Source organism: Micromonospora sp. LOL_014 (assembly GCF_048060245.1).
Taxonomy (GTDB): domain Bacteria; phylum Actinomycetota; class Actinomycetes; order Mycobacteriales; family Micromonosporaceae; genus Micromonospora_E.
Window position 1 is genome coordinate 19599 of record NZ_JBHMIP010000028.1, and the last position, 24353, is coordinate 43951.

General features: G+C 72.3%; 18 protein-coding genes. 8 read left to right on the forward strand and 10 right to left on the reverse strand.

Translation table 11 applies throughout. The features are described 5' to 3' along the window. Nucleotides 1–93 precede the first annotated feature (93 nt). Complete coding sequence (locus tag ACFHW1_RS22715) at nt 94–1257, forward strand: hypothetical protein (protein ID WP_416556417.1); 1164 nt, start codon at nt 94–96, stop codon at nt 1255–1257. Between the two features lie 55 nt (nt 1258–1312). Here ACFHW1_RS22715 and ACFHW1_RS22720 read toward each other — a convergent pair whose 3' ends face one another. Continuing rightward, entirely contained in the window at nt 1313–2404 is a 1092-nt protein-coding gene (locus ACFHW1_RS22720; RefSeq protein ID WP_416556416.1) for an IS630 family transposase, read from the reverse strand. Between the two features lie 84 nt (nt 2405–2488). Beyond that, nucleotides 2489–3316, reverse strand: coding sequence for a helix-turn-helix domain-containing protein (locus ACFHW1_RS22725; RefSeq protein ID WP_416556415.1), 828 nt, complete (start codon nt 3314–3316; stop codon nt 2489–2491). A gap of 226 nt (nt 3317–3542) precedes the next feature. Between ACFHW1_RS22725 and ACFHW1_RS22730 the strand changes: the two genes are divergently transcribed. Continuing rightward, a complete protein-coding gene (locus ACFHW1_RS22730) occupies nt 3543–3896 on the forward strand; it encodes a hypothetical protein (RefSeq protein ID WP_416556414.1) in 354 nt (117 codons plus the stop codon). A gap of 17 nt (nt 3897–3913) precedes the next feature. Here ACFHW1_RS22730 and ACFHW1_RS22735 read toward each other — a convergent pair whose 3' ends face one another. Then, on the reverse strand, nt 3914–5341 hold the full coding sequence (locus ACFHW1_RS22735; protein WP_416556413.1) for an Nramp family divalent metal transporter: 1428 nt from the start codon (nt 5339–5341) through the stop codon (nt 3914–3916). Nucleotides 5342–5533: 192 nt separating this feature from the next. On the opposite strand from ACFHW1_RS22735, the gene ACFHW1_RS22740 reads away from it, so the two are divergent. Beyond that, nucleotides 5534–6574 carry a hypothetical protein gene (locus ACFHW1_RS22740; protein WP_416616037.1) on the forward strand — a complete coding sequence of 347 codons (1041 nt, stop codon included), beginning with the start codon at nt 5534–5536 and terminating at the stop codon, nt 6572–6574. Here the strand turns inward: ACFHW1_RS22740 and ACFHW1_RS22745 are convergent. The 4 genes from ACFHW1_RS22745 to ACFHW1_RS22760 are packed head-to-tail and all read right to left on the reverse strand — an operon-like array spanning nt 6472 to nt 10670. Further along, the gene (locus tag ACFHW1_RS22745) at nt 6472–7830 is read right to left on the reverse strand and encodes an adenylosuccinate synthetase (protein WP_416556410.1); all 1359 of its coding nucleotides are present in this window, start codon (nt 7828–7830) and stop codon (nt 6472–6474) included. The genes ACFHW1_RS22740 and ACFHW1_RS22745 overlap by 103 nt on opposite strands. Nucleotides 7831–7847: 17 nt before the next feature. Beyond that, nucleotides 7848–8816, reverse strand: coding sequence for a hypothetical protein (locus ACFHW1_RS22750; protein WP_416556409.1), 969 nt, complete (start codon nt 8814–8816; stop codon nt 7848–7850). A 28-nt stretch (nt 8817–8844) separates the two neighbouring features. Continuing rightward, nucleotides 8845–9855, reverse strand: a complete 1011-nt coding sequence (locus tag ACFHW1_RS22755) for a serine/threonine protein kinase (RefSeq protein WP_416556408.1) — start codon at nt 9853–9855, stop codon at nt 8845–8847. Then, nucleotides 9852–10670: an NUDIX hydrolase gene (locus ACFHW1_RS22760; protein ID WP_416556406.1), complete on the reverse strand. Its 819-nt coding sequence runs from the start codon at nt 10668–10670 to the stop codon at nt 9852–9854. Before ACFHW1_RS22760 ends, ACFHW1_RS22755 begins: the two co-directional genes overlap by 4 nt. 219 nt (nt 10671–10889) lie before the next feature. On the opposite strand from ACFHW1_RS22760, the gene ACFHW1_RS22765 reads away from it, so the two are divergent. The 5 genes from ACFHW1_RS22765 to ACFHW1_RS22785 all read left to right on the forward strand — a co-directional run bounded on the left by ACFHW1_RS22765 (nt 10890) and on the right by ACFHW1_RS22785 (nt 19117). Next, nucleotides 10890–12635 carry an ABC transporter transmembrane domain-containing protein gene (locus ACFHW1_RS22765; RefSeq protein ID WP_416568832.1) on the forward strand — a complete coding sequence of 582 codons (1746 nt, stop codon included), beginning with the start codon at nt 10890–10892 and terminating at the stop codon, nt 12633–12635. Continuing rightward, entirely contained in the window at nt 12632–14431 is a 1800-nt protein-coding gene (locus ACFHW1_RS22770) for an ABC transporter ATP-binding protein (protein WP_416556404.1), read from the forward strand. The genes ACFHW1_RS22765 and ACFHW1_RS22770 overlap by 4 nt, the downstream gene beginning before the upstream one ends. A 46-nt stretch (nt 14432–14477) precedes the next feature. Continuing rightward, on the forward strand, nt 14478–15884 hold the full coding sequence (locus ACFHW1_RS22775) for a cellulase family glycosylhydrolase (RefSeq protein WP_416556403.1): 1407 nt from the start codon (nt 14478–14480) through the stop codon (nt 15882–15884). A gap of 287 nt (nt 15885–16171) precedes the next feature. Continuing rightward, nucleotides 16172–18130 (forward strand): AMP-binding protein, encoded by a 1959-nt coding sequence (locus tag ACFHW1_RS22780; RefSeq protein ID WP_416556402.1) that lies wholly within the window; start codon nt 16172–16174, stop codon nt 18128–18130. 105 nt (nt 18131–18235) lie between these two features. Next, entirely contained in the window at nt 18236–19117 is an 882-nt protein-coding gene (locus tag ACFHW1_RS22785) for a metallophosphoesterase family protein (protein ID WP_416556432.1), read from the forward strand. 35 nt (nt 19118–19152) lie between these two features. On the opposite strand, the gene meaB is transcribed toward ACFHW1_RS22785, so the two are convergent. From meaB to ACFHW1_RS22800, 3 genes are read right to left on the reverse strand one after another with little or no spacing between them, the layout of a single operon-like run. Beyond that, nucleotides 19153–20187, reverse strand: coding sequence for a methylmalonyl Co-A mutase-associated GTPase MeaB (gene meaB / locus ACFHW1_RS22790; protein ID WP_416556401.1), 1035 nt, complete (start codon nt 20185–20187; stop codon nt 19153–19155). Next, complete coding sequence (scpA, locus tag ACFHW1_RS22795) at nt 20184–22388, reverse strand: methylmalonyl-CoA mutase (protein ID WP_416556400.1); 2205 nt, start codon at nt 22386–22388, stop codon at nt 20184–20186. Before scpA ends, meaB begins: the two co-directional genes overlap by 4 nt. Further along, entirely contained in the window at nt 22385–24277 is a 1893-nt protein-coding gene (locus tag ACFHW1_RS22800) for a methylmalonyl-CoA mutase subunit beta (protein WP_416616038.1), read from the reverse strand. Before ACFHW1_RS22800 ends, scpA begins: the two co-directional genes overlap by 4 nt. Nucleotides 24278–24353 lie beyond the last annotated feature (76 nt).

The following is a 24353-nucleotide window of genomic DNA, read 5'->3' on the forward strand; positions in this document are numbered from 1 at the left end:
GGGACACCCTGCCGTACGCGTGTCGCCGGACCACATCACCAAATGTCGCCTAACGTGCAGCGTTGATGACATCTGGTGATGGGAGTGGTGCTCGTGCCAACTGGGTCTTGGTGGACGGCGGACGACGTCGCCAGCGCGGAGAAGGACCTGGCCCGGCATCCCAGAGCCGGGCTGTGGAGCTACACCAGCCCTGCGGAGATGGCCCACTGGGTCTTCGCCGATCCGGCGTTGCCCGCCGCCGGGGAACTGGCGGCACCGAGCGTGGATCCACTCGACGCTGGTCTTGACGAGCCGGCGCGCGCCTCATGGGCACTCGCCGGCTGGTACATCCGGATGACCGTGCCGAAGCCGGTCGAGACCGACGGCAAGTTGTGGTTTCTGAACCAGCGGCGGGTGCGGGGCCGGTCGCTGCTGCGGGTGACCCTCGGCCGGCTGGAGACACTGTGGCTCTACGAGGACGGCGACGGGATCAACTTCCACCTGGACAAGGCTGCCCTCGATGCGGCCTTCGACGCCGGTGTCATCGACGAGGACGCCTGGGCCACCCAGGTCGCCGAATATGAGGACGACCCGTTCGACACCCTGCGGGGCGAGAAGATCGGCTGCGTGTGCGACACCGTCGACGACGCGCTGTGGGCGCTGCGGCAGCCGCCGGTCCTCGCCGCAGCGCGGCTGGTCAACGTCAAGTGCCTGGCCGTTGGCGGGTTTTCGTTCCAGCGACTGCACCGGCCGGAGCGGCTGGCCCGGGCCTGGTCCGCCGCGCAGGCGCGCGTCGACTCCCCGCCTCTGCGGATGGAGCCGGTTGCGGGTGCGGCGTTCGATCGTCCGTACCGGTCTCCGGTGGTGGACCCGGCGACGCTGACCGACACCCGGGCCTTTGACAAGAAAGCGTACGTGGCCGGGTGCGACGAGCATGACCGGCTCAGCCGCTGGCTGATCGACACTCTGGCCGTCTCCGGCACGTCGGTGGGCACCGGGCTGGCCGGGATGCCGGTGGACCTGGCCTGGCAGGATGCTGACGGCCGGCAGTACATCGCGGAGGTCAAGAGCCTCGTCGGTGCCAGTCCGGATGATCAGTTGCGGCTCGGTCTCGGGCAGGTGCTCGACTACCGCCATCGGCTTGCCCTGATCGGCCGGGTGGTCACCCCGATCTTGCTGACCTCGGCCCCGGTCGACGCGGTGTGGCGCGAGATCTGCCGGGACAACGGCGTGACCCTGCTCGTCGACGGCGACCGATTGCCGGGGCGGTCCCAGTAGAGCTCGGTGGGGCTCGGTCGACTCCGGGTTGGGAACTGGAAGTTCGGGCAGTCGGCTAGTGTCCTGCGCCGGAGATTCGCCTACAAAATCGGGCGAGTGACTCGAGGATCTCTTCGGTGGTCTTGGTCCAGGTGAACGGTCTCGGGTTGGTGTTCCAGTCGGCGATCCAGGAACGGATGTCGGCTTCCAGGGCTTGGACGCTCTTGTGGACGCCGTGCCGGATCTTCTGTTCGGTGAGGTGGCCGAACCAGCGTTCGACCTGGTTGATCCAGGAGGATCCGGTCGGAGTGAAGCGCATGTGGAACCGGGGATGCTTCGCGAGCCAGGCTCGCACGGCGGGGGTCTTGTGGGTGCCGTAGTTGTCGCAGACGAGGTGTACGTCCAACTCCGCCGGCACCGTCCTGTCGATCGTGATCAGGAACTTCCTGAACTCGACGGCGCGGTGCCGGCGGTGCGGTTCGCTGATCACGGTGCCGTCGGCGATGTTGAACGTGGCGAACAGGCTGGTGACGCCGTTGCGGGCGTAGTCGTGGGTGCGGCGTTCCGGCATGCCGGGCATCATCGGCAGCACCGGCTGGGATCTGTCGAGCGCCTGGACCTGGCTCTTCTCGTCGACGCAGAGCACCACGGCCCGCTCGGGCGGGTTGTGGTACAGCCCGACCACGTCGACAACCTTCTCGATGAACAGCGGGTCGGTGGACAGCTTGAACGTGTCGGCACGGTGGGGCTTGAGGCCGAAGTCGCGCCAGATCCGCCCGATCGTGGACTTCGACAACCCGGACCTGTCCGCCATCGACCCGCGGGACCAGTGGGTGGCGTCACGTGGCGTCTGTTCCAGGGTCGCGACCACCACATCCTCGACCCGGTCAAGGCTGATCGACGGCGGGCGGCCCGGCCGTTCCTCGTCCACCAGGCCGTCCAGGCGTAGTTTCAGGAAACGCCGCCGCCACTTACCCACAGTCGACAGATGCACACCGAGACTCGCCGCGACGTCGGTGTTCGACGCCCCTTCGGCGCACGCCAGGATGATCCGTGAACGCATCGCCAGAACCTGTGACGACTTCGCCCGTCGTGACCAGCGGGTCAACGTCGCCCGCTCTTCGTCGGTCAGCGTCAGCGGCGGGGTGGGACGACCAGTTCTCGGCATCTTATGCGTCAGCCCCGATGCGGGTGGCGAAGGCGCGCAGGTCCGGAAGGGACCGGTGCCGGTCGCTCGCCAGCAGGTCGACGGTCAACCGCTGAGCCCACGGCCGGTAGCGGACCTCCTGCGGCGCGGTCTGCTCGGCGGCGAGCAACGCCCGGTACGCCTCGATGCCCGGTCCATGATCGACCAGGACATGCCGTCCTCGTGCAGCTTGATCAGCACCTGTGCGGTGAGGTGGTACGCCCGGGTCGCCAGGGCGGTGGCCGCACATCGTCGGTCATCGGCGGCGTTCGCGGTGACCGTCGCCGCGCCGGTGACCAGCTGCGGTAGGCGGGTGGCGAGTCGCGCGTACCGACACGCCTGAAGGTCGGCCGACGCGGCGGCCAGCGTGGCGCGCAGCTCGACTGGGCCGACAGGTGGGGTGGTGCTCGGCTCCGCGCCGAGGAGCAGGCCCGACAGTCCGGCCGCCAGCTGCGGCGGGCGGGCAGTGGCGTGGCCGGCAGAGCCTGGGCCCGTGGGGATGGCCGCACCGGCGAGCCCCGCCAGACCGCTCAGTACCGCGCGCCGTCGGATCACGTCCTCTCCCGTCTGCGGCCAGGATCGGCTACCGGGAAGCCTAACGATCGAAGTGGACCCGTGGTGGCTGGCCGATGTGCCAGAGTTGGTCAAGCCGAACAGCTCCGGTGGAATGTCGAACACGTCGGCGAGCCGTCGTAGGGCGGACACGTCGGTCAGGCGCTGGTGGCCGCGTTCTATCCGCGACAGGCTCGCCGCGGAGTAGCCGCAGCGTCGTCCGGCCTCCGCGAGGGTCAGCCGGGCGGCCGTGCGGGCCAGCCGGATCAGGTTGCCATAGTCGCCGGCTGCCGCCGCCCGACGTGTCTCGGGAAGGCCAGCCCACCGGCGGTCGTCGCTCATCGCAGTCTCCCGCCCATGGTCACGCTCGGTATTGCCTCCACTGTGCAACGGACGTGCCAGCGCGTGCAAAGCGCTTGCGTAGAGGCGGCCGTCGAGGTGATCGGCGGGGCCCGCCGGATCACTGTGGCGGCCGGCGAGACCAAGTCCGTGCCGGCGGTCATGCTCGACCTGCGGGCCACCATCACCGGGTACATGGTGCACAGAAAGGGGGGAGATCGTCGGCGGTGTGGTCGGTGTCGCCGGTCGTGCCCAGGTCGACCTCGTCCCGGCGGTCGTCGGCACCCCGGACCCGGCGACCTACCGGCTGCGGCACGGCGGCGAGTTGACCGTTCACATCCTCGACGAGCCGACGAGCGCCGGCCGGCAACTGGTCCTGTACAACTCCGGATCCGGCGAGCATGTCGGGTCGGTGGCGATCGGCGACGGCGCCACCTGGGGATTTTTGCGGGTCAGCGGCGGGCAGCACGTCAAGATCCGGTGCCGCTGTACGGGTGGCGACCGCTGGTACGGCGGTTCGGACTTCGCCACGGCCGCCTCGGTGCGGGTCCGTCACCGGGACTGGTTGAACCTGATCCTGTGAGTCGGTGCCGGACCGGGTCAACCGATCCGGACTCCGACCAGGCTCAGCAGGTAGACGACGGCGAAGGCGCCGAAGAACACCCCGGCGGTGCCGAGCGCCACCTGGCTGGTCCACGACGGCCGTACCGGTGCGGGGAGCCGGCGGTTGACGTACATGGTGAGGCCGACCACGACGGGGGTGTGCGCGGCGGCGATGATACCGCCGACAGACAGGATCTCGACCGGGTTGCGGACCAGCAGGAACAGCACCAGCGGGGCGAGAGTCATGGCGACCGCGACATAGGTCAGGTAGACCGCCCGTGGGTGGCGGATCAGACGGGCCAGCCTGCCGGTATGTTCGCCGTCATCAGCCGGCTCGTCGTCGGATCGGCCGGCGGTGATCAGTCTGGTGGCGTCGGCGTACGTGCGCGCCCAGCCGTCCTGGTTGGCGAAGATGGTGCCCCAGAGAGCAACCACCACACAGGTCAGCAGCAGCACCTCACCGAAGGTGCCCCACAGGTCGCCGAGTAGCGCGGTCAGGTCGCGGGCGACGTCGACCCCGTCGGGTACCCGCCCCTGCGGGGCGAGCAGTTCGGCGCCCAGCACCAGGAAGGAGACGATGACCAGTCCACCGCCGGCGACGCCGAGCGCGGCGGTCCGGCTCATCGTCCGGGTCCAGCCGCGTACCCGCTCGATCCGCTCGTCGCCGCCGACCTGCCTGTTCGAAGGCACATCGTCGCGGGCCCCGGCATCAGTCTGATCCGTTGACGAGGACGGGCCCGTCGGCCCGCCGAAGCCACGCGCCGCCACCCAGTAGGAGAACCACATGATGCCGACGGCGCCGGCCAGGATGAATCCGACCCAGGGCAGCACGAAGTACAGGTCGAGGTCGTCCGGCACGCCCGGCACCAGGCCCGTCACGATGTCGCCGCTGACCGTGCTGGCCGCCGCGGTGATGGCTGCGCCGACCAGGACCAGGGCCATCACGGCGGTGATCCGTTCCACGCCCTGGTAGCGGCCGGCCAGCACCAGTGCCCCGGAGCCGAGGATGACGGCGCTGGCGTAGACCGCCTGTCCGCCGGGCAGCGCCACCATGAGCGCGCTGCCGACCAGGGCGGCGATACCGGCGATGGTGACCACCCCGGCGACGATCTGCGGCACGAAGATCACCCAGATCGCCCAGTTGGCCGGCCCCGGTACGTCGCGGAAGCCGTCGAGCAGGGTGCGGCCGGTGGCAACGCTGTACCGGCCGGCCTCCCGGATCATGATCCACATGAAGACGGTCACGATCAGCGCCAGCCACAGCAGTTCGTAGCCGTACCGCGCGCCGATCCGGGGGGTGAACAGCACCGAGCCGGAACCCACTGACGACACCATCCACAGCAGGCCGGGTCCGTACCAGCGGGGCCGGTCACGGCCGGCCGGGACGGGGGTGGGCTGTTGGCGCAGACGGAAGGCGGTCGGCATGGTGAGATTCCCTGAGCGGTCTTTGTGCGGAGAACCGGACCTCTCCGGACCTACCCACATGCCGGTGGGTGACACCTGGGTGACGGACACTCGTCGACACACCGGCCGTCCTGCCCAGCTTCCCCGACGATCACGCAGGCGAATAGTAGGCATGTCATTACTTTGTGTTCCGGAAAGATCGGCAGGTGAGCAATGACAAGCAGTGCGCAGTGGTGTCCGGCCACTGGGTCGAGCATCTCCTCCGGCAGCACTCGGTGGCTGGTGTCGGCTGCGGCCGGGATGGCACTGGCAGCGGTGATGGCCAGTGGCGCGGCGGCCGCGCCGGCCTCCGGGGCCGGCATCGGCAGCGGCAGTGCCATCACCACCCGGGTGTTCGACCGGACCACCGGGGAACCGGTCAAGGGCGTCTGTGTGCTGGCGCTGCCGGTGCTCACGTTCCGCCTGCCCAACGCCTGCTCGATGCGCAGCGGCGGCGGCGGACGGGTGACGGTCGAGGTGCCGGAACCCGGGCAGTACAACCTGTTCTCGCTGCCCAAACCGGACAGCCCGTACGGTGCCCAGTGGGTCGGCCCGGGCGGCGGCACCGGTCGCCAGCAAGAGGCACGTCGGGTCACCCTCGCCGCAGGTGAGACCAAGCGGGTGAATCAGATCCTGCTGGATCCCCGCGCCACGATCAGCGGTGCGGTCAACCACTGGACCGGGGAGAACGCCGGGCGGGTCTCCACCGCCGCACCCGACCTGGACTTGCACCAGGAGATGTGGTCCGTGCCGGTCGGTGCCGACGGCACCTTCGACATCGACTGGGTCGGTCCGTACGAGTGGCCGGTGTTGTTCCGGTTGGACCGCGAACCAGCACAGTGGAGCGGAAAGGTCGGCAACCGGTTACAGGCCGAGACCGTGCCGGCGGTGATCGGTGGCCCGGCCGAGCCGTACCAGTTCTGGCCCACGAGTCAGACGCGGGGTTTCGTGCGGGTGGTGGTCCGCGACGAAGGGCCGGGTCTGCCGGGTCGGGTGATCTTCTACAACGCGGTCACCAGGGACGTGATGGGCTTCGACGACTTCGGCCAAGGCAGATGGAAGTGGGTGGTGCAGGAGTACATCACCGGCGGTCAGCAGATCAAGATCGAATGTCAGTGCCCCGAAGGGACCCGCTGGTACGGCGGCACCGACTTCGACAGCGCCACCCCGGTGGCCGTGCCGTACTTCGGCTCCGTCTCGGTCGACCTGCGGTAACGCGACAGGACGGCCTTATCGGTGGCGGTGGGGCCGTGCGAGGTCAGCCAGACCGGCACACCGAGCGCCGCCTCGACCGCCGCCACCCAGGAGTCCGGGTCGGGCTCCGGGTCGGCGGCGTACCGGGGTCGGCTGGCCAGCAGCTTCGCGGTCAGCGCTGCCTGCCGGTCCAGGTCGCCGGGCGGGCCGACCGGCAGCCGGTCGGCCCAGTCGTAGCCGTCGCACAGCCGCAGCCGGTGCGCGCCGACCAGGTCCAGGTGGGTCAGCGCGAGGGCCTCGAGGTCGCCGGTGACGTCGAGGGCGTACCGGTGGGCGACGGCGTCGAAGTGGCCGAACCGGAACCGCCCCTGCCAGGCGTTGGTGCCGTTGTGCCGCTCCGGCGGCCGCAGCGTCGGGTCCTCGGTGACCAGCGGGCCGGGCCCGTGCCGGGGGGTGACCACCCGCAGCACCCCGAGCCGGGTCGCCGTACCGGGCATCCCGGCCTCGGCCAGCAGCGTGTCGACGTTGCCGTACGTCGTGGTGCTCCACGTGGTGTACGGGTGAAACCCGTGCCACTCGTCGAGAAGCACCCCCTGGGCGCCTTCGAAGACGACGGTTCCGGCGCGCAGCAGGCGGGTCGTCCATGACCGGTCGACGATCGACACCCGCCGCGCGAAGGCGGTGAACGCGGTGACAGTGTCCGCCACCGGTGGGGCGTACAGCGGCCCCAGTTCGGCGGTGAGCCGGTCGCGCAGCAGCCTCAGCCGGTGCCGCAGCAGGCCTTCGTCGAGGCAGTCGCCGACCCGGGGCGCGGTGTCGGGGTGGGCGAGAGCGTACGACATGCTCTCGCCCACCCCCATCCCGCAGGAGCCGTGCCGGTCGGCCCCCCGGGCGATCTCCCGGGCCTGGTTCGCGGCCCGGTGGTACGGGGTGGCCAGCAGCGCCTCCCGGTCGACGGTCACCTGGTCCAGCGCGTCGGGCACCCCGATCCCGGCCAGGTGCGTCGCCTCGCCGGCCAACGCCAGCGGGTCGACGACCACGAACCGGGACAGGTGTGTCGGTACGCCGTGGAAGGTGCCGGCGCCGAACTGGGCGAAGGTGTGGCTCCGGCCGTCGGGCAGGACGACGTTGTGTGCCGCCTGCCCGCCCCCGTTGAACCGGATGATCGCGTCGACCGGCCGGCTCGCGCACAGCCAGTCGACGACGGTGCCCTTGCCGGCGTCGCCGTAGCCGAGGTCGACCACGGCGACGTGCCGGCCGGTTGCGTCCCCGGCCACGCTGCTGGCCACCCAATTCACAGCCGGATCACCCGGTCGGCGTGGCCCGAGGTGGCCGGCAGGGTGCCGCGTACCGCGGGGGTGCGGTCGGCGCCGATCCGGGCGAGTGCCCGCGACACGGTGGTGGCGGCGTCGCCGGCGCCGACGTCGCGCAGGTCGGCCAGGGCGGTGTCGAGGTCGCAGGCCTCTTCGCCGAGCGCCACGGTGGTGGCGATGGTCTCGCAGACCGCGTCGAGGTCGTCGAGTTCGACGGCGTTCTGCCCGAGCAGGTCCCGCCAGAAGTCGAGGATGCGGCGGTTGCCGGCGTAGTGGCTGCCGGCCGGCATCAGGTAGTAGGTGTCCCACCGGCGGCGGACCTCGTCGACGACGGCGCGCAGCGGGACGTCCTCGTCGAGGTCGTCCCCGATGAATTTCCGGACCTCGCGGGCCTTGACCTTCGGGTACGCCATCTCGTCGCCGATGACGAACAGGTAGCCGCGCTTGCCGCGCCGCTCGTGGCAGTCGATCGACGTGTGCCGGGCCATGAAGTACATGGCGAGCTCGTACGACTCCATCATCTGCCCGCCGCCACCGCCTTCGAGCACGATGTTGCCCAGGTGCTCGTCCATCCGGTTGTCCGACTCGAACTGGCCGATCTGCAGCGGCACCCGGTCGCAGGTCGCGTCGCCGATCGCACCGAACAGGATCTGCGGGTCGGTGACGTAGCCCTTGCGCAGCAGCAGGCCGAGCAGTTGCGGCAGCTTCTGCTGCAGCGTCCGGGGCACGCCGCCCATCGATCCGGTGACGTCGAACAGGACGGCGACGGCCAGCGACTGAGGGTGTTCGGTCGAGTCGCGGCTTTCCCTGGCGGTGACGCCGCGCGGGTCGAGGGTCGGGTGGACGGTGCGGGCGCCGCCGTCGCTGTAGGCGAACGCGCTGGCGCCGGTGGCCTTGCGGTAGGCGCTCGCGGCGCGGTAAACGTCGGTCGACCAGGCTCCACTGCCCATGTCGGGCCTCCTTCGAAGCGGGTGATTCTTAACGGTGGTTGGGGTCGGGGATGGTGAATGGCCGGAACCGGCGGCGGCCCCAAAGCCGTTCGAGCAGGTCGTCGAATTCGGCGAGCAGCCGCCACGCGTCGTCGGGCCGCTGCCGTAGCGCGGCCAGCTGGCAGCCGTCGGTGAACCGGCGCATCGGCTCCGGTGCCTGATCGCCGGTCAGCCAGTCGAGGCAGCGGGCGGCCATCGCGAGGTCGGTTCCGGGGCCGGGGCTGCGGCGTCGGCGGATTTCGTCGGGGTACCAGTCGGCGTACGCCGGGACCAGCGCCGGCACCGGCGTGCCGTCGATGCTGGCGTAGCACCAGTCGACCAGCACCACGCCGTGCTGGTCGGGCTCGATGAGGACGTGGTCGGGTAGCACCGCGCCGTGGACCAGCCCGGCGCGGTGGGCGAAGCCGAGCGCGACCAGCAGCCGCCGCCACATCCAGGCCGCGTCCCGGGCGTCGACCCCGTCGGGGTACGCCCGACGGACCTCGGCGAGGCTGCGCAGCCCGGCGGCGGTGCCCAGCGCGGTGACCTGCCGGACGGCGCCGGTGCCGGTGTCGCGGTGCCGGAACTCGTCCACCACCCGGGGCACGTACGGCAGGTAGCGGGCGTCGCCCCGCTCGGCGAGCCGGGTCAGCGCGGTCGCCTCCCGGGCGATCAGGTCGTTGTTGGCCGGATCCCGGGGCACCTTCACCAGTTGGTCGTCGCCGTGCCGGTACAGGTCGGCGAGGTCGCCGGTGTAGCGGGCAGTCCGGTCCACGACGTACCGGTGCCGACCGGTGTCGATGGTGACGGTGTCCCGGCCGTCGGCGAGGTGCTCCCGCCACAGCTCGGTCAGCTGCATGAACGCGGCGGTGGCGCGCGGGTCGGGTGTGGCCGCCCCGGCGGTGTCCGGGTGCAGCAGCCGGGCCAGCTGGTGGTAGCGCCGAGTCGTCTGGTCGGTGCCGAAGACCTCGGCCGGGTGGTGCGCGGTCAGGACGAGTTTGATCGCCTCGGTCACGGTCATCTGACCTCCTCCTCCCGGGCGGGTCGCAGCAGCGCCGGGTGCAGCAGCCGGGCGTCGCCGGCCCGGTAGATGCGCGAGCGGGGTCCGCCGCGCGGGCCACCGCGTTCGGTGGTGGCGCCGACGCTTTCCAGGAAGCCGGGTACGGAGAGCACCTTGCGGTGGAAGTTGCCGGCGTGCAGTTCGACACCCCAGACGGTCTGGTAGACGCTGCGCAGCTCGCTGACGGTGAACTCGTCGCCGACGAACCGGGTGGCCAGTGGGGTGTACTCGAGCTTGGCGCGGGCCCGGTCCAGGCCGTCGACGACGATCCGGGCGTGGTCGAAGGCGAGTCGCCGGCTGGTGCCGGGTCGTTGCCGCACCGGCCGGTCGGGGTCGGCCCGTTCGGGTAGGCCGAGCGCGTCCACCGGCACCCAGGCCGCGGCGGCGGCGTCGCTGCCGGCCGCCGGGTGGGGCAGCTCGGGCGCGAAGGCGAGGTACGCCACGGAGACCACCCGCATCCGTGGGTCCCGCTCGGGTGCGCCGTAGCTGGCCAGCTGCTCCAGATGCACCCGGTCCATCGCGGCGGCCCGGCCGGGCCGGGTGTCCAGCCCGGTCTCCTCGGCCAGCTCCCGGGCGGCGGCGGTGGGCAGGTCCTCGTTGGGCTGGACGAAGCCGCCGGGTAGCGCCCAGGCCCCTTCGTGCGGCGGCGCGCCCCGCCGCACGAGCAGCACGTGCAGCTGTGCGTCGCGGATGGTCAGCGCCACCACGTCGACGGTCACGGCGACCGGCGGGAACGCCCGGGGGTCGTAGCTGGCGAGGAACTCGGCCTCCGACATCGCGGTCCTTCTCGTTACTAGAAAGTCTCTGATTAAGAACTACTCAATCTGAGAGTAACCTATCTCATGGTGGACCGGATGTCACCCCAACGTGGCGACTGTCATGTCCGGTGCCGGTGATCGACGATGGAGCCCGGTCGCGGCTTAGGTTAGCCTCGGCTCACCGGTAGCCGGTCGGTGAGCCGGCCCGTCACCGACCCCGCCGGAGAGAGACCCGCCGTGCCCGTACCCCGTCCCGCCCCGCTGACCGCGGCCCGGCTGCTGCGGCGCACCCTGCGCCGGCACCGCGGCCGGCTCACCGCCGGCGTCGTACTGCTCAGTCTGCACCAGGCGGCCGAAGCGGCGGTACCGCTGGCCATCGGACTGATCGTCGAGCAGGCCGTCGCGACCGGCGACTGGACCGCGCTCGCGGTCTCGGTGGCCGGACTGGCCGCTCTGTTCACCGTCCTTACCTTCGCCTGGCGGTTCGGTGCCCGGCTGACCGAGACCGCGATCCACCGGGAGACCCACCGGCTCCGGGTGGAGGTCGCCGGGCGGGCACTCGACCCACGCGGGCACCGCACCGGGCTTCGCTCCGGCGAGCTGCTCGCCATCGCCGCCGCCGACGCCGAACGGACCGCGTTGATCATCCGGGCCGCCACGGTCGCCGTCGCCGCCGTGGCGGCGCTGGCGGTCTCGTCCGTGGTCCTGCTCACCATCGACGTGCCGCTCGGCCTTGGTGTCCTGCTCGGCGTGCCGGCGCTGGTGCTGGCCCTGCAGGCGCTCGCCCCAGTGGTCACCCGACGTACCGGCGCGCAGCAGGCCGCCGCCGGGGCGACCACCGCGCTCGCCACCGACCTGGTCGACGGGCTACGCGCGCTGCGCGGGTTCGGCGCGCAGCGCAACGCGGCCCGGCGCTACCGCGAGTCGAGCCGGCACACCCTCCAGGTGACCCTGCGGGCGACCACCATGGCCGGCGTCTACCAGGGAGTCACCGCTGGCGCCAGCGGGCTGCTCCTGGCCGGCGTCGCTGGCGCGGCCGGCGTGATGGCGGTCCGGGGCCGGATCGGCGTCGGTGAGTTCATCACCGTGGTTGGTCTGGCTCAGTTCATCGCCGAGCCGGTCCGTGTACTCGGCTTCTGTGGCCAGCTCGCCGCCGCCGCGCGGGCCTCGGCCGAACGGGTCGCCCGGGTGCTCGCCGCGCCGCCCGCCGTGCTGCCCGGTCAGCGTCCGGCGCCCCGGCCGCAGCCGGCGCGCCTGGCTCTGACCGCGGTCAGCTACCGCTCGCTGCGCGACGTCGATCTGCGGCTGGCAGCGGGGGAGCTGCTCGCAGTGGTGGCGTACGAGCCGCGCGACGCCGAAGCGCTGCTCGACCTGCTGCGCGGCGCCGTCGCCGCCGACGACCATCGGGGATCGGTGGCGGTGGACGGCGTACCGGTCGCTGAGCTGACCCTCGACGGCCTGCGCGAACGGGTCCTGGTCGAACCGCACGACACGGCGCTGTTCGCCGGCACGCTACGCAGTAACCTGCTGATCCGACCCGGCCAGGCAGCGGATCCGTTGCCTGCTGCGATCGGCGCGGCGTGCGCGGACGACATCGTCGCGGCGCATCACGCCGGGCTCGACCATCCGGTCACCGACCGGGGCGCCAGTCTCTCCGGCGGCCAGCGACAGCGGATCGGGCTGGCCCGGGCGCTGGCCGCCGACCCGCCGATCCTGGTGCTGCACGACCCGACGACGGCGGTCGACGCGACCACCGAGGAACGGCTGGCGGCCGGTCTGCGAGCGGCCCGCCACGGCGGTCGTACGGTGGATCCGACCGTCCCGGCCGAGGCCCCGGCCACCCTGGTGGTGACCAGCAGCCCGGCGCTGCTCAGCCGGGCCGACCGGGTCTGCGTCCTGGCCGCTGGTCGGGTGGTGGGCACCGCGCCGCACCACGATCTCGTTCGGACCGATCCGACCTACCGCGCGGCGGTGCTGCGATGACCGGCCGCGCCCGCGACCGGCTGCCGACCGCCACCGGCGGGCGCACCTGGGCGGTGCTCGGCGGGCAGCTGCGCCGCGCCGGTGCGCTGAGCGGATCCGCGCTGGTGACCGTCCTGGCGGCCAGCGCCTCTGGGCTGGTCGCGCCCTGGGTGCTCGGCGTCATGGTCGACGACATCCGGGCCGGCACCGGCACCGGGCAGGTGGTCCGTTCGGTGGTGCTGATCGTGCTCGCGGCCACGGTCGGCGCCGTACTGACCGGTCTAGGCGCCGCGCTGGTCGCCCGGACCGGCGAGACCGTGCTGGCCCGGTTGCGCGAACGGGTGCTCGACCGGGCCCTGCACCTGCCCGGCCGGACGCTGGACCGCACCGGCACCGGCGACCTGCTGGCCCGGGTCGGTGACGACGTGTCGGTGGTGACCCGGGTCATCACCGACACCGCGCCGGTGCTGGTGTCCGCGCTGCTGACCGTCGGGCTCACCGTCGCCGGACTGTTCGCGCTGGACTGGCGGCTTGGCCTGGCCGGGTTGACCGCGGTGCCGATGTACCTGCTCGCGTTGCGCTGGTACCTGCCCCGCTCCGGGCCGAACTACGCGCGGGAACGGGTGGTCACCGGGGAACGGTCCGAGGCGATGATCGGCGCGTTGCGCGGCGCGGCGACGGTCCGCGCGTACCGGCTGGAGGCGGCACACCTCGCCGCGATCGAGCAGCGCTCGGCGGCGTCGCGCGACCTGTCGGTGTCCGTGCTGCGGATGTTCACCCGGTTCGGCTCCCGGCTCAACCGGGCCGAGTGCGTCGGTCTGACCTCGGTGCTGGTGGTCGGCTTCCTGTTGGTGCGGGCGGACCTGGTGACGGTCGGGGCTACCACGGCCGCTGCGCTGTACTTCCACCGGCTGTTCAATCCTCTCGGCGCGCTGGTCGCCGAGTTCGACCAGGTCCAGCAGGCCGGGGCCAGCCTGGCGCGCCTGGTGGGGGTGGCCGATCTGCCCCCGGCACCGGCCGTGACCGGGCCGGTCGTGTCAGCCGACACCGGGCTCGAGATCGACGGCGTCAGCCACCGGTACGACGACGGCCCGTTGGTGCTGTGCGGCGTGACGCTGCGGGTCGAGCCGGGGCAACGGGTGGCGCTGGTCGGGGTCAGCGGCGCGGGCAAGAGCACCCTGGCCGGCGTGGTCGCCGGGCTGCTCCGGCCGACCGCGGGCACGGTCCGGCTCGGCGGGGTGCCGGTCGCCGGGCCGGATCGTGCCGGTCACCCGGGGCTCGCCGGTCGGATCGCGCTGGTCAGTCAGGACGTGCACGTGTTCGCCGGTCCGTTGACCGAGGATCTGCGGCTGGCCCGCGCCGACGCCACCACCGACGAGATCACCGATGCGCTGGCCACGGTGGGCGCGCTCGGTTGGGTCCGGGCATTGCCCGACGGCGTCGACAGCGTAGTCGGTGAGGGCGGTCACCAGCCGACCGCCGCTCAGGCGCAGCAGCTCGCTCTGGCCCGGTTGGTGCTGGCCGATCCGGACGTGGCGATCCTCGACGAGGCGACGGCGGAGGCGGGCAGCGCCGGCGCGCGGGACCTGGAACGGGCCGCGTTCGCCGCGACCGCCGGTCGGACGACTCTGATCGTCGCGCACCGGCTCACCCAGGCCCGGCGGGCCGACCGGATCGTGGTGCTCGACGCCGGCCGGGTCGTGGCCTCGGGTACGCACGACGAGCTGATCGCCGCCGGCAGCGACTACCGGCGGCTGTGGGACAGCTGGACCGGTGGTCCCACCTTGTCGGTTGACCCTACTGAGAATCTTGTTTAACGTCGCACGTCGATGTGTTGTGCCCGCTGACCTGAGGGAGGGCGTCGTGCGCCGTTGGAGTTTCGTCGTCGCGGCCGGAGGGCTCGCGGCGGCCGTCGTCGGGGCGGTGGCCCTGCTCGCACCGTCGGCCAGTGCCGCCACCGCGGCCTTCGTGAAGGTCAACGACTGGGGCAGCGGCTACGAGGGCCGGTTCACCGTCACCAACGACACGGCCGGCACCATCACCTCCTGGCAGGTGGGCTTCGACCTGCCGACCGGCAGCCGGATCAGTTCGTCGTGGAACGCGCGGTCGGCCGCCGTCGGCAACCGGTACACGTTCGACAACGCCAGTTGGAACGGCACCATCGCGGCCGGCGGCAGCACTACGTTCGGGTTCATCGTCGTCGGCAGCGGAATACCCGGCAACTGTACGGTCAACGGTGCCGCCTGCGCCGGCGGACCGGCCCCGACCACCCCGCCGCCGACCACCGTGGCCCCGACCACCCCGCCGCCGACGACGGCTCCGCCGACCGGCACCACGCCGGTCGCGATCAACGGTCAGTTGCGGGTCTGCGGAGTCAACCTGTGCAACCAGCACGGCCGCCCGATCCAGTTGCGCGGCATGAGCACGCACGGACTGCAGTGGTACGCCCACTGCCTCGACGACACCTCGCTGGACACGCTCGCCACCGACTGGCGGGCCGACGTCCTGCGGATCTCGATGTACATCCAGGAGGACGGCTACGAGACCGATCCGCGCGGCTTCACCGACCGGGTGCACGGACTGATCGACGAGGCGACCGCCCGCGGCATGTACGCCATTGTCGACTGGCACCTGCTGACCCCGGGTGACCCAAACTACAACCTGGACCGGGCCAGGACCTTCTTCGCTGAGATCGCCCAGCGGCACGCCGGCAAGCCGAACGTGCTCTACGAGATCGCCAATGAGCCGAACGGGGTCGACTGGGCCGGTATCAAGATCTACGCCGAGCAGGTCATCCCGGTGATCAGGGCGGCCGACCCGGACGGCGTCGTGCTGGTCGGCACGCGGGCCTGGTCGTCGCTGGGTGTGTCGGAAGGCGGCAGCGAGGCCGAGGTCATCGCCAATCCGGTGAACGCGACCAACATCATGTACACCTTCCACTTCTACGCCGGCTCGCATCACGACGCGTACCGCTCGGCGCTGTCGCGGGCGGCGGATCAGCTACCGATGTTCGTCACCGAATTCGGCGTCCAGACCTACACCGGAGACGGGGCCAACGATCTGGTCAACGCCCAGTTGTGGATCGACCTGCTGGAATCGCGCAAAATCAGCTGGGTGAACTGGAACTATTCCGACGACTTCCGGTCCGGGGCGGTCTTCCGAACCGGGGTGTGCGGCAGCGGCTCCTACGCCGGTACCGCCCCGCTCAAGGAGGCAGGTGTCTGGATTCGGGAACGGATTCGCAGTGCGGACGACTTCCCGACCCACTGAAAGCCGGCATTAGCCACTGAGCGGGAGTATTCGCGTCGGTCGGTGGGGTGCCGTGAGGCCGAACCGGAAGGTCGGCACGGTGCCCCACCGCCTTTCCGGCATGTGCCGCATAGGAACTATGCGGCGTAGGGGAGCGGGAGTACCTGTTGTCGGAAATAGTCGTCACGCAAAGTTAGATGTTTCCACCTCTGCCTATTTGGCATAGCCTCTCTGGGTGATGGTCCGATCGCGGTGAGTTTGTGGTCGTGTCGATCGGCGGCGCGCCGTCGCCAGGGGAGGACAGCGGAATGGCATCCGAACGTGTCCAGGCCGGCGACGGGACGGCGGCATCCACCCGGGTGGCCCCGACCGTGGCGACCTACCGCACGTCCTGTGTCGGCGCCCGGACGTCGATCGACGAAGCCCAGGCGGTCGTCTTCGGAGCGCTCGCCGCGCTGGAGACCGCGGCCCGGTTGGACCGGCCGGTGCCGATCCGGTCGACCACGGCGACGCTCGGCCTCGACCTGATCGACCCCCCTGAGCAGCTGCGCCATCTGGCTGGACCGGCGGTCCGCTCCTGGCTGTCCCGGCGGCTGCGCCCGGTGGATCTGCTGCCGGAGCGGCGGGACGCCCTGCTGGTGCGGGCGACCACCGGGGTGGCGGCTCCGCCCGGCCCACCCACGGCCCGCATCGACTGGCGGGTCACCGCGAACCACCTGACCATCCACGCCAGCTGCCCCGGCGGGGACCCGTGGCGGCGCTGCCTGCCGGCGGTCGCCGAGCTGTACGCGGAGGTGCTGCGCGAGCTGGTCGACGAACCCGGCCAGGCCAGCTGGCGTACCGCCGGCGTCAGCGGTACCTCGCGTGACCTGTTGCTCGACCGGTACGCCGGTCGTCGGGTGGACCGCGGGCCGTTCCGTCCGCTGCACCTGCTGGTCGAGCAGGCGGTGGACCGGCATCCCCAGCGGGTCGCGGTCAGTGGCGCGGGAGGCCGCCTCACCTACCGTGAACTGGACGACGCCGCCAACGGACTGGCTGCGACCCTGGCCGACGTCGGCGTCCGGCCCGGCGACCCGGTGCCGGTACTGCTCGCCGCCGGCCCGGCGCTGCCGGTGGCCAGTCTCGCGCTGCTCAAGATCGGGGCCGTCCATGTCACCATCGATCCACGCTGGTCACCGGCCAGGCTGCGGCCTGTGCTGGCATCGGTACCCGGTGCGCCTGTGCTCGCCGCCGCGCCGTCCGGGGACCCAGCGCTGTCCGGCGCCCGCGTGATCGACGTACGGCCGGGTCAGGTCCCCTCATCCCGCCGGCGCCCGGAACCGGCGGGGACGCCCGACGACCTGGCGCACGCGCTGGTCACCGCCGACGCGGACGGGGTACCGCGCTGCACCGTCAGTCGGCATGTCGCCCTGACGGACCGGGTGCACTTCATGACCCGCTTCTTCGCCGCCACCGGCGGTGAGGTCGTGCTGCCGGGCGGCCCCGGGCCCGCTCCGTCGGTCGGCAACCTCATCTGGCCGTTGACCACCGGCGGGCGGCTGGTGCTGGCGTCCCCCGGCTCCGGCCGGCCGGATCTGTCCACCATGGTCGCCGTCATCGCGGCCGAGCAGGTGACGATGATCGACACGGAGCCGGACACGTTCGACACGATGGTGGCGGCGATCGAGCGGGACGCCGCGGTCGCCGGGCGTCTCGCCAGTCTGCGCCATGTCGTGGTGCCGGGTCCGGGGCTGCGGCCGGCCAGTGCCCGCCGACTGCGACGCCTGCTGCCGCAGGTCGAGGTCAGCACCGGGTACGGCCCGGTCGGGACGGTCGCCGTCGCCTACCACCGGGTGGGTGAGACCGACGGCGACGCCATCCCGGTCGGCCAGCCGGTCGACAACTGCCACCTGCTCGTCGCCGACGACCGGCTGCGGCTGCTACCGCCCGGTGCCACCGGCGCCATCCTGATCGGCGGGGCGGGTGTCGGCGCCGGCCGGCACGGCACGCCGTGGCGCGCCGCCGCTGGGTACGTTGCCAACCCGTTTCCGGAGATCCCGGGTGACCTGCTATACCGCAGCGGGGACCTGGGCCGCTTCGACGAGGACGGCCGGCTGCATCTGGTCGGCCGCGGTGACCGCCGGACCGACGGCGACGAGACACCCGAACGGTCCGGGGCGGCCCGGGCCGGCGAGCCGGCGCCTGACGTCCGGCTGCGCGGCGAGAACCGGGTGGTGGCGGCCAGCGCGGGTGTCGCCGGTCGTGGTGGCGGCCCCGGGCCGGGGTGACCCCCGCCGACATCGATCGGCAGGCGGGCTACCGCTCGGCGGCCGCGTACCGGATGATCGACACCGGTGGACCGGACACGGAACGCGGACGGGAGGGCGGCCACGGTGACGGTACGGCAGACCGGCGGCGACGGGGAGGCCACGGGGACGGCCCCGGCGCTGTGGGCGATCAGCGATCTGCACATCGCGTACCCGGAGAACCGCCAGATCGTCGCCGACCTGGCGGCGCCGGCGCCGCAGGACTGGCTGATCGTCGCCGGCGACGTCGCCGAGACGATCGCCGACGTGCGGTGGGCGCTGGCCACGCTGCGCGAGCGGTTCGCCGAGGTGATCTGGTCGCCGGGCAACCACGAACTGTGGACCACCGCGCACGACCCGGTACAGCTGCGCGGCGTGGAGCGCTACACGCACCTGGTCGACCTCTGCCGGTCGCTCGACGTGCGGACCCCGGAGGACCCGTACCTGATCTGGTCAGGTGCCGGCGGACCGGCGGCGGTGGCACCGTTGTTCACCCTGTACGACTACAGCTTCCTGCCGCCGGGCACCAGCACCAAGGCGGAAGGGCTCGCGTACGCACACCGCACCGGCATCGTCTGCACCGACGAGGCGATGCTGCATCCGGACCCGTTCCCGACCCGGGAGCAGTGGTGCTGGCGACGGCTGGCGGAGACCGAAGAGCGTCTCGCCGAGTTGGGACCGCAACTGCCCACCGTCCTGATCAACCACTACCCGCTGGTCCGGACACCGATGGACGTGCTGCGCTACCCGGAGTTCGCCATGTGGTGCGGCACCGACCGGACCGCCGACTGGCACCTGCGGTACCGGGCGGCGGTGATGGTCTACGGCCACCTGCACATCCCGCGCACCACCGTCTACGACGGCGTGCGCTTCGAGGAGGTGTCGGTCGGCTACCCCCGGGAGTGGCGTCGCCGCCTGGCGGTGCCCGGCCAGCTGCGCCGGATCCTGCCCGGCCCGCAGCCGGGCTGATCAGCGTCCGGTCGCCCGGGCTGGTCAGCTGCCGGTCAGCCTTGGCCGCTCGACCGGTCGGTGCCGCCGTCGGCCGGGCCGGTGAACGCCGCCAGCAACTGCGCCGCAGCCTGCGCGGGGGTGATTTCCCCGGCGAGCACCCGTTTCTCGGTCTGCGGGGTCAGCGCGACCACCGCCGGATGCCCGCGCAACTGGTCCAGCAACCCGTCGCGCACCATCGCCCAGACCCAGCGCAGCTGCTGCTGCCGGCGGTGCCGGTCCAGCTCACCGCTGGCCCGCCGCCGGTCCTGGTGGGCGGTCACCTGCTGCCACACCTCGGCCAGCCCGGTCCCGTCCCGGCCGCTGGCGGTGAGCACCGGGACGGCCCAGTCGTCGTGCCCGCCGCGTAGCATCCGTAACGCCCCGGCCAGCTCACGTGCGGCGGAACGGGCCTCCGCCGCGTGCGCGCCGTCGGCCTTGTTGACCACCACGACGTCGGCGAGCTCCAGCACACCCTTCTTGATGCCCTGCAACTGGTCACCGGTGCGGGCCAGGGTAAGCAGCAGGAACGTGTCGACCATCTCGGCAACGGTGGTCTCGGACTGTCCCACCCCGACGGTCTCCACCAGCACCACGTCGTAGCCAGCGGCCTCCACCACCACCATCGCTTCCCGGGTGGCGCGGGCCACCCCGCCGAGCGTGCCGGCGGTCGGCGAGGGGCGGACGAACGCGGCCGGGTCGGCGGCCAGCCGAGCCATCCGGGTCTTGTCACCGAGGATGCTGCCGCCGCTGCGGGCCGACGACGGGTCGACGGCCAGCACCGCGACCCGGTGCCCGTCGCCGGTCAGCCGGGACCCGAGCGCGTCGATGAAGGTGGACTTGCCGACCCCGGGGACGCCGGTCACCCCGACCCGCCGGGCCAGCCCGGCGTACGGTGTCAGCGCGACCAGCAAATGCTGGGCGTGCGTCCGGTGGTCGGGCCGGGTCGACTCGACCAGGGTGATCGCCCGGGCCAGCCATGCGGGTGCCGCCGCCCGTACCCCGGCGACATAGTCGGCCACCGGGGGCAGCCCGCGCCGTACGCCGGTCATCCGGCCTCGGCGGTGTCGTGCCCCAGCCGATGGGACAGCTCGGCGAGCAGGTCCACCGCGGCGTCGGCCAGCACCGTGCCGGGTGGGAAAATCGCCGCCGCACCGGCGGCGCGCAGCGCGTCGAAGTCCTGCGGCGGCACCACCCCGCCGACGATCACCATGATGTCGTCCCGGTCGAGGGCAGCCAGTTCATCGCGCAGCGCCGGCACCAGGGTCAGGTGACCGGCGGCGAGGGAGTTGACGCCGACCAGGTGCACGTCGGCCTCGACGGCCTGCCGGGCGACCTCGGCCGGGGTCTGGAACAGCGGACCCACGTCGACGTCGAAGCCCAGGTCGGCGAAGGCGGTGGCGACCACCTTCTGCCCCCGGTCGTGCCCGTCCTGGCCCATCTTCGCGACCAGGATCCGGGGCCGGCGTCCCTCGGCGACGGCGAACGCGTCGGTTGCGGCCCGGGCACGGTCGATCCCGGCCACCGCGCCCGCCTCCTGTCGGTACACCCCGCTGATGGTACGGATCTGCGCGGCGTGCCGGCCGTACACCTGCTCCAGCGCCGTGGAGATCTCCCCGACGGTGGCACCGGCCCGCGCGGCGTCGACCGCCAACGCGAGCAGGTTGCCGGACAGCCCGTCACCGCCGGCGTCGGGTCCGGCGTCGGCGGCGCGGGTCAGCGCCGCCAGCGCCGCGTCGCACGCCGGCCCGTCCCGCTCGGCGCGCAGCCGCCGCAGCTTGTCCAGCTGCGCGGCCCGTACCGCGGTGTTGTCGACCTTGAGCACCTCGATCGGCTCGTCGACGTCCGGCCGGAACCGGTTGACGCCGATCACCGGCTGGCGACCGGAGTCGATTCGGGCCTGGGCGCGGGCGGCGGCCTCCTCGATCCGCAGCTTGGGCAGCCCTTCGTCGATTGCCCGTGCCATGCCACCGGCGGCCTCCACCTCCTGGATGTGCTGCCACGCCCGGTGCGCCAGGTCGTGGGTGAGCCGCTCCAGGTAGTAGCTGCCGCCCCACGGGTCGATCACCCGGTTGGTCCCGGACTCCTGGGCCAGCAGCAACTGGGTGTTGCGGGCGATCCTCGCGGAGAAATCGGTGGGCAGGGCCAGTGCCTCGTCCAACGCGTTGGTGTGCAGCGACTGGGTGTGCCCCTGGGTGGCCGCCATCGCCTCGACGCAGGTGCGGACCACGTTGGTGAACACGTCCTGCGCGGTCAGCGACCAGCCGGAGGTCTGGCAGTGGGTGCGCAGACTCAACGACTTCGGGTTGGTGGCGCCGGAGTCGCGGACCAGCCGGGCCCACAGCAGCCGGGCGGCCCGCAACTTGGCGACCTCCATGAAGAAGTTCATCCCGATCGCCCAGAAGAACGACAGCCGGGGCGCGAAGGTGTCCACTGCCAGCCCGGCGGTCTGCCCGGCCCGCAGGTACTCGACGCCGTCGGCGAGGGTGTACGCCAGCTCCAGATCGGCGGTCGCCCCGGCCTCCTGGATGTGGTAGCCGGAGATGGAGATCGAGTTGAACCGGGGCATCCGTGCCGAGGTGTAGGCGAAGATGTCGGAGATGATCCGCATCGACGGCCCCGGCGGGTAGATGTAGGTGTTGCGGACCATGAACTCCTTGAGGATGTCGTTCTGGATGGTCCCGGTGAGTTTCTCCGGCGGTACGCCCTGCTCCTCGGCGGCGACGATGTACAACGCCAGGACCGGCAGCACCGCACCGTTCATGGTCATCGACACGCTCATCCGGTCCAGCGGGATGCCGTCGAACAGCTGCCGCATGTCGTAGATGGAGTCCACCGCGACCCCGGCCATCCCCACGTCCCCGGCGACCCGGGGGTGGTCGGAGTCGTACCCCCGGTGGGTGGCCAGGTCGAAGGCGATGGACAGGCCCTTTTGCCCGGCGGCCAGGTTGCGCCGGTAGAAGGCGTTGGACTCCTCGGCGGTGGAGAACCCGGCGTACTGGCGAATCGTCCACGGCTGGGTGGTGTACATCGTCGGGTACGGTCCGCGCAGGTACGGCGGGACGCCGGGCACCGTGTCGAGGAAGGTCAGGTCGGCGGTGTCCGCCGCGGTGTACAGCGGCGCGACCTCGATCCCCTCCGGCGTGTGCCAGGTCGGACCGGGCGGCTGCGCACCCGACGCCGCGGCCGGCCCGCCGTCGCCGCACCGACCGTCCTGCGGCAGCAGTGTGGCCTGCGAGAAGTCCGGGATCATCGGGGGACCTCCAGGTCGTCGAACGTGGCGTCGAGGACGGCCATCGCGTCGCAGCCGGTGTATAGGTAGCCGTCGACGTGGTCGTGGCCGGCTGGCCGGCCGGCCAGCCAGACCCGCCGGGCCCCGGCGGCGGTCAGCGCGGCGGCCAGCGGCGCTGCGGCTGCCGGGTAGCTGGCGTCGGTGCCGCAGATGCAGGCCACGGTGGACGGATCGGCGGCGAAGGCGGCGGCGATCGCCGCCGGGTCGTCGGCCGGGTCGCCACCCCGGGTGGTGGCGATCCCACCGGCGGCGAAGAGGTTGCCGGCGAACCCGGCGCGGGCGCTGTGCGCCGCGAGTGGCCCCAGGGTGGCCAGGAAGACGCTCGGCCGGGCGCCGGTGGCCGCCAGGTACGCGTCGGCCCGGTCCCGCCGAGCCTCGAACCCCCCGGCGTGGAACCGTCGCGGCAGGCCTCCGCCGGGCGTTACGGGCGCCGGGGTACGGGCGGGCAGCCGCTCGTCCAGATTGGGGAACTCGCTGACCCCGGTCACCGGGTCCCGTCGGTGCGCCAGATTGCCGGCCCGACGTTGCCAGGTCGCGTCGATCCGGTCGGCGATCAGCCCGGCGGACAGCGCGGCGGCGGCACCGCCGACCCGCTCGATCTCGGTGAACCAGTCCCAGGCGGTCGCCGCCAGATCCGAAGTGATCTGTTCGACGTACCAGGACCCGCCGGCCGGGTCCAGTACCCGACCGAGGTGAGTCTCGGCGAGCAGCACCGACTGGGTGTTGCGGGCGATCCGCCGGGCGAAGCCGTCCGGCAGCCCCAGCCGGGCGTCGAACGGCGCGACGGTGACCGCGTCCGCCCCGCCGACCCCGGCCGCGAAGCAGGCCACTGTGGTGCGCAGCATGTTCACCCACGGGTCCCGGGCGGTCATCATCGCTGCGGAGGTGACCGCGTGCTGCCGCTGCCGACCCGCCTCGGGTACGCCGCAGAGCTGCCCGACGCGGGCCCAGGCCTGCCGGGCGGCGCGCAGCTTGGCGATGGTGGCGAACTGGTCGGTGGTGGCGGCGAAGCGGAACTCCAGCTGCCCGAAGGCGGCCGGCAGGTCGAGCCCGGCGTCGGTGAGGGCCCGGAGATAGGCCAGCCCGGTGGCCAGGGCACAGCCGATCTCTTGGGCGTCGCTACCGCCCGCGTCGTGGTACGCGGTGGCGTCCACAGTGACCGCGCGCAGGCCCGGTGACCGGGCGGCGTACCCGGCGAGGACGCCGAGCTGCGCGAGGTCACCGGCCTGGCCGGTGCGGGCCTGCCAGCCGAGCGGGTCGGCGCCCAGACAGCCGGCCAGAGCGCCGCGTTCGACGCCCCGGTCGTCGGCGAGCGTGAGCAGCGCCTTGGCCGCGGCGACGCTGACCGCGCCGGCGTCAAGCACCACTGGGGCCAGCTCGAGGTGGACCCCGTCGAGCACCTCCGGCAGGTCGGACGGGTGCAGGCCACCGGCGGTCAGGTCGATCCAGATTGAGGTGCAACCGTTGGCGAGGTCGGTCAGCACCGCCTCGCGGACCGCCTTCGGATCCGGGTCGGCGTACCGCTGCCGGACGTCCCAGCCGGCCACCGTCTCGGCCGGGTCGGTGCCGCCCGCGCCGCCGCCGTCGCGTCGGGCCTGGGCCCCGCGCACGTACGGTGCCGTCCCGGGCACCCCGACGTCCGGTGGGGCCGCCGGCCGGGTGTGCAGCGGGGCGACCCGGATGCCGTCGTAGGTGGTGGTGGCCAGCAGTTCGTCCACGGATCCGGCCGGGGTGTCCGGGCCTGCGGCGCCCGACTTGCGCAGGACGCCGAGCGCGAGCCGTCGCCAGTCGTCCGGCGTGGCCGGTGGGAATCCAGCGGCCGGGTCGAGGCTCTCGGATGGCACCGTCATGCACGGGATGTTAAGGGTGCGTCGCACTGATGGTCGGACTCGTACCCGGACTGTGACCACATCCACCGAACGTGAT

Bases quoted from the DNA above. Each gene is read 5' to 3' on its own strand.
- ACFHW1_RS22770 (WP_416556404.1), top strand. From the start codon at position 12,632: ATGACCGGCCGCGCCCGCGACCGGCTGCCGACCGCCACCGGCGGGCGC.
- ACFHW1_RS22750 (WP_416556409.1), bottom strand. From the start codon at position 8,816: ATGGGCAGTGGAGCCTGGTCGACCGACGTTTACCGCGCCGCGAGCGCC.
- ACFHW1_RS22735 (WP_416556413.1), bottom strand. From the start codon at position 5,341: ATGCCGACCGCCTTCCGTCTGCGCCAACAGCCCACCCCCGTCCCGGCC.
- ACFHW1_RS22755 (WP_416556408.1), bottom strand. From the start codon at position 9,855: ATGACCGTGACCGAGGCGATCAAACTCGTCCTGACCGCGCACCACCCG.
- ACFHW1_RS22780 (WP_416556402.1), top strand. From the start codon at position 16,172: ATGGCATCCGAACGTGTCCAGGCCGGCGACGGGACGGCGGCATCCACC.
- ACFHW1_RS22725 (WP_416556415.1), bottom strand. From the start codon at position 3,316: ATGAGCGACGACCGCCGGTGGGCTGGCCTTCCCGAGACACGTCGGGCG.
- scpA (WP_416556400.1), bottom strand. From the start codon at position 22,388: ATGATCCCGGACTTCTCGCAGGCCACACTGCTGCCGCAGGACGGTCGG.
- meaB (WP_416556401.1), bottom strand. From the start codon at position 20,187: ATGACCGGCGTACGGCGCGGGCTGCCCCCGGTGGCCGACTATGTCGCC.
- ACFHW1_RS22800 (WP_416616038.1), bottom strand. From the start codon at position 24,277: ATGACGGTGCCATCCGAGAGCCTCGACCCGGCCGCTGGATTCCCACCG.
- ACFHW1_RS22740 (WP_416616037.1), top strand. From the start codon at position 5,534: ATGACAAGCAGTGCGCAGTGGTGTCCGGCCACTGGGTCGAGCATCTCC.
- ACFHW1_RS22760 (WP_416556406.1), bottom strand. From the start codon at position 10,670: ATGTCGGAGGCCGAGTTCCTCGCCAGCTACGACCCCCGGGCGTTCCCG.
- ACFHW1_RS22720 (WP_416556416.1), bottom strand. From the start codon at position 2,404: ATGCCGAGAACTGGTCGTCCCACCCCGCCGCTGACGCTGACCGACGAA.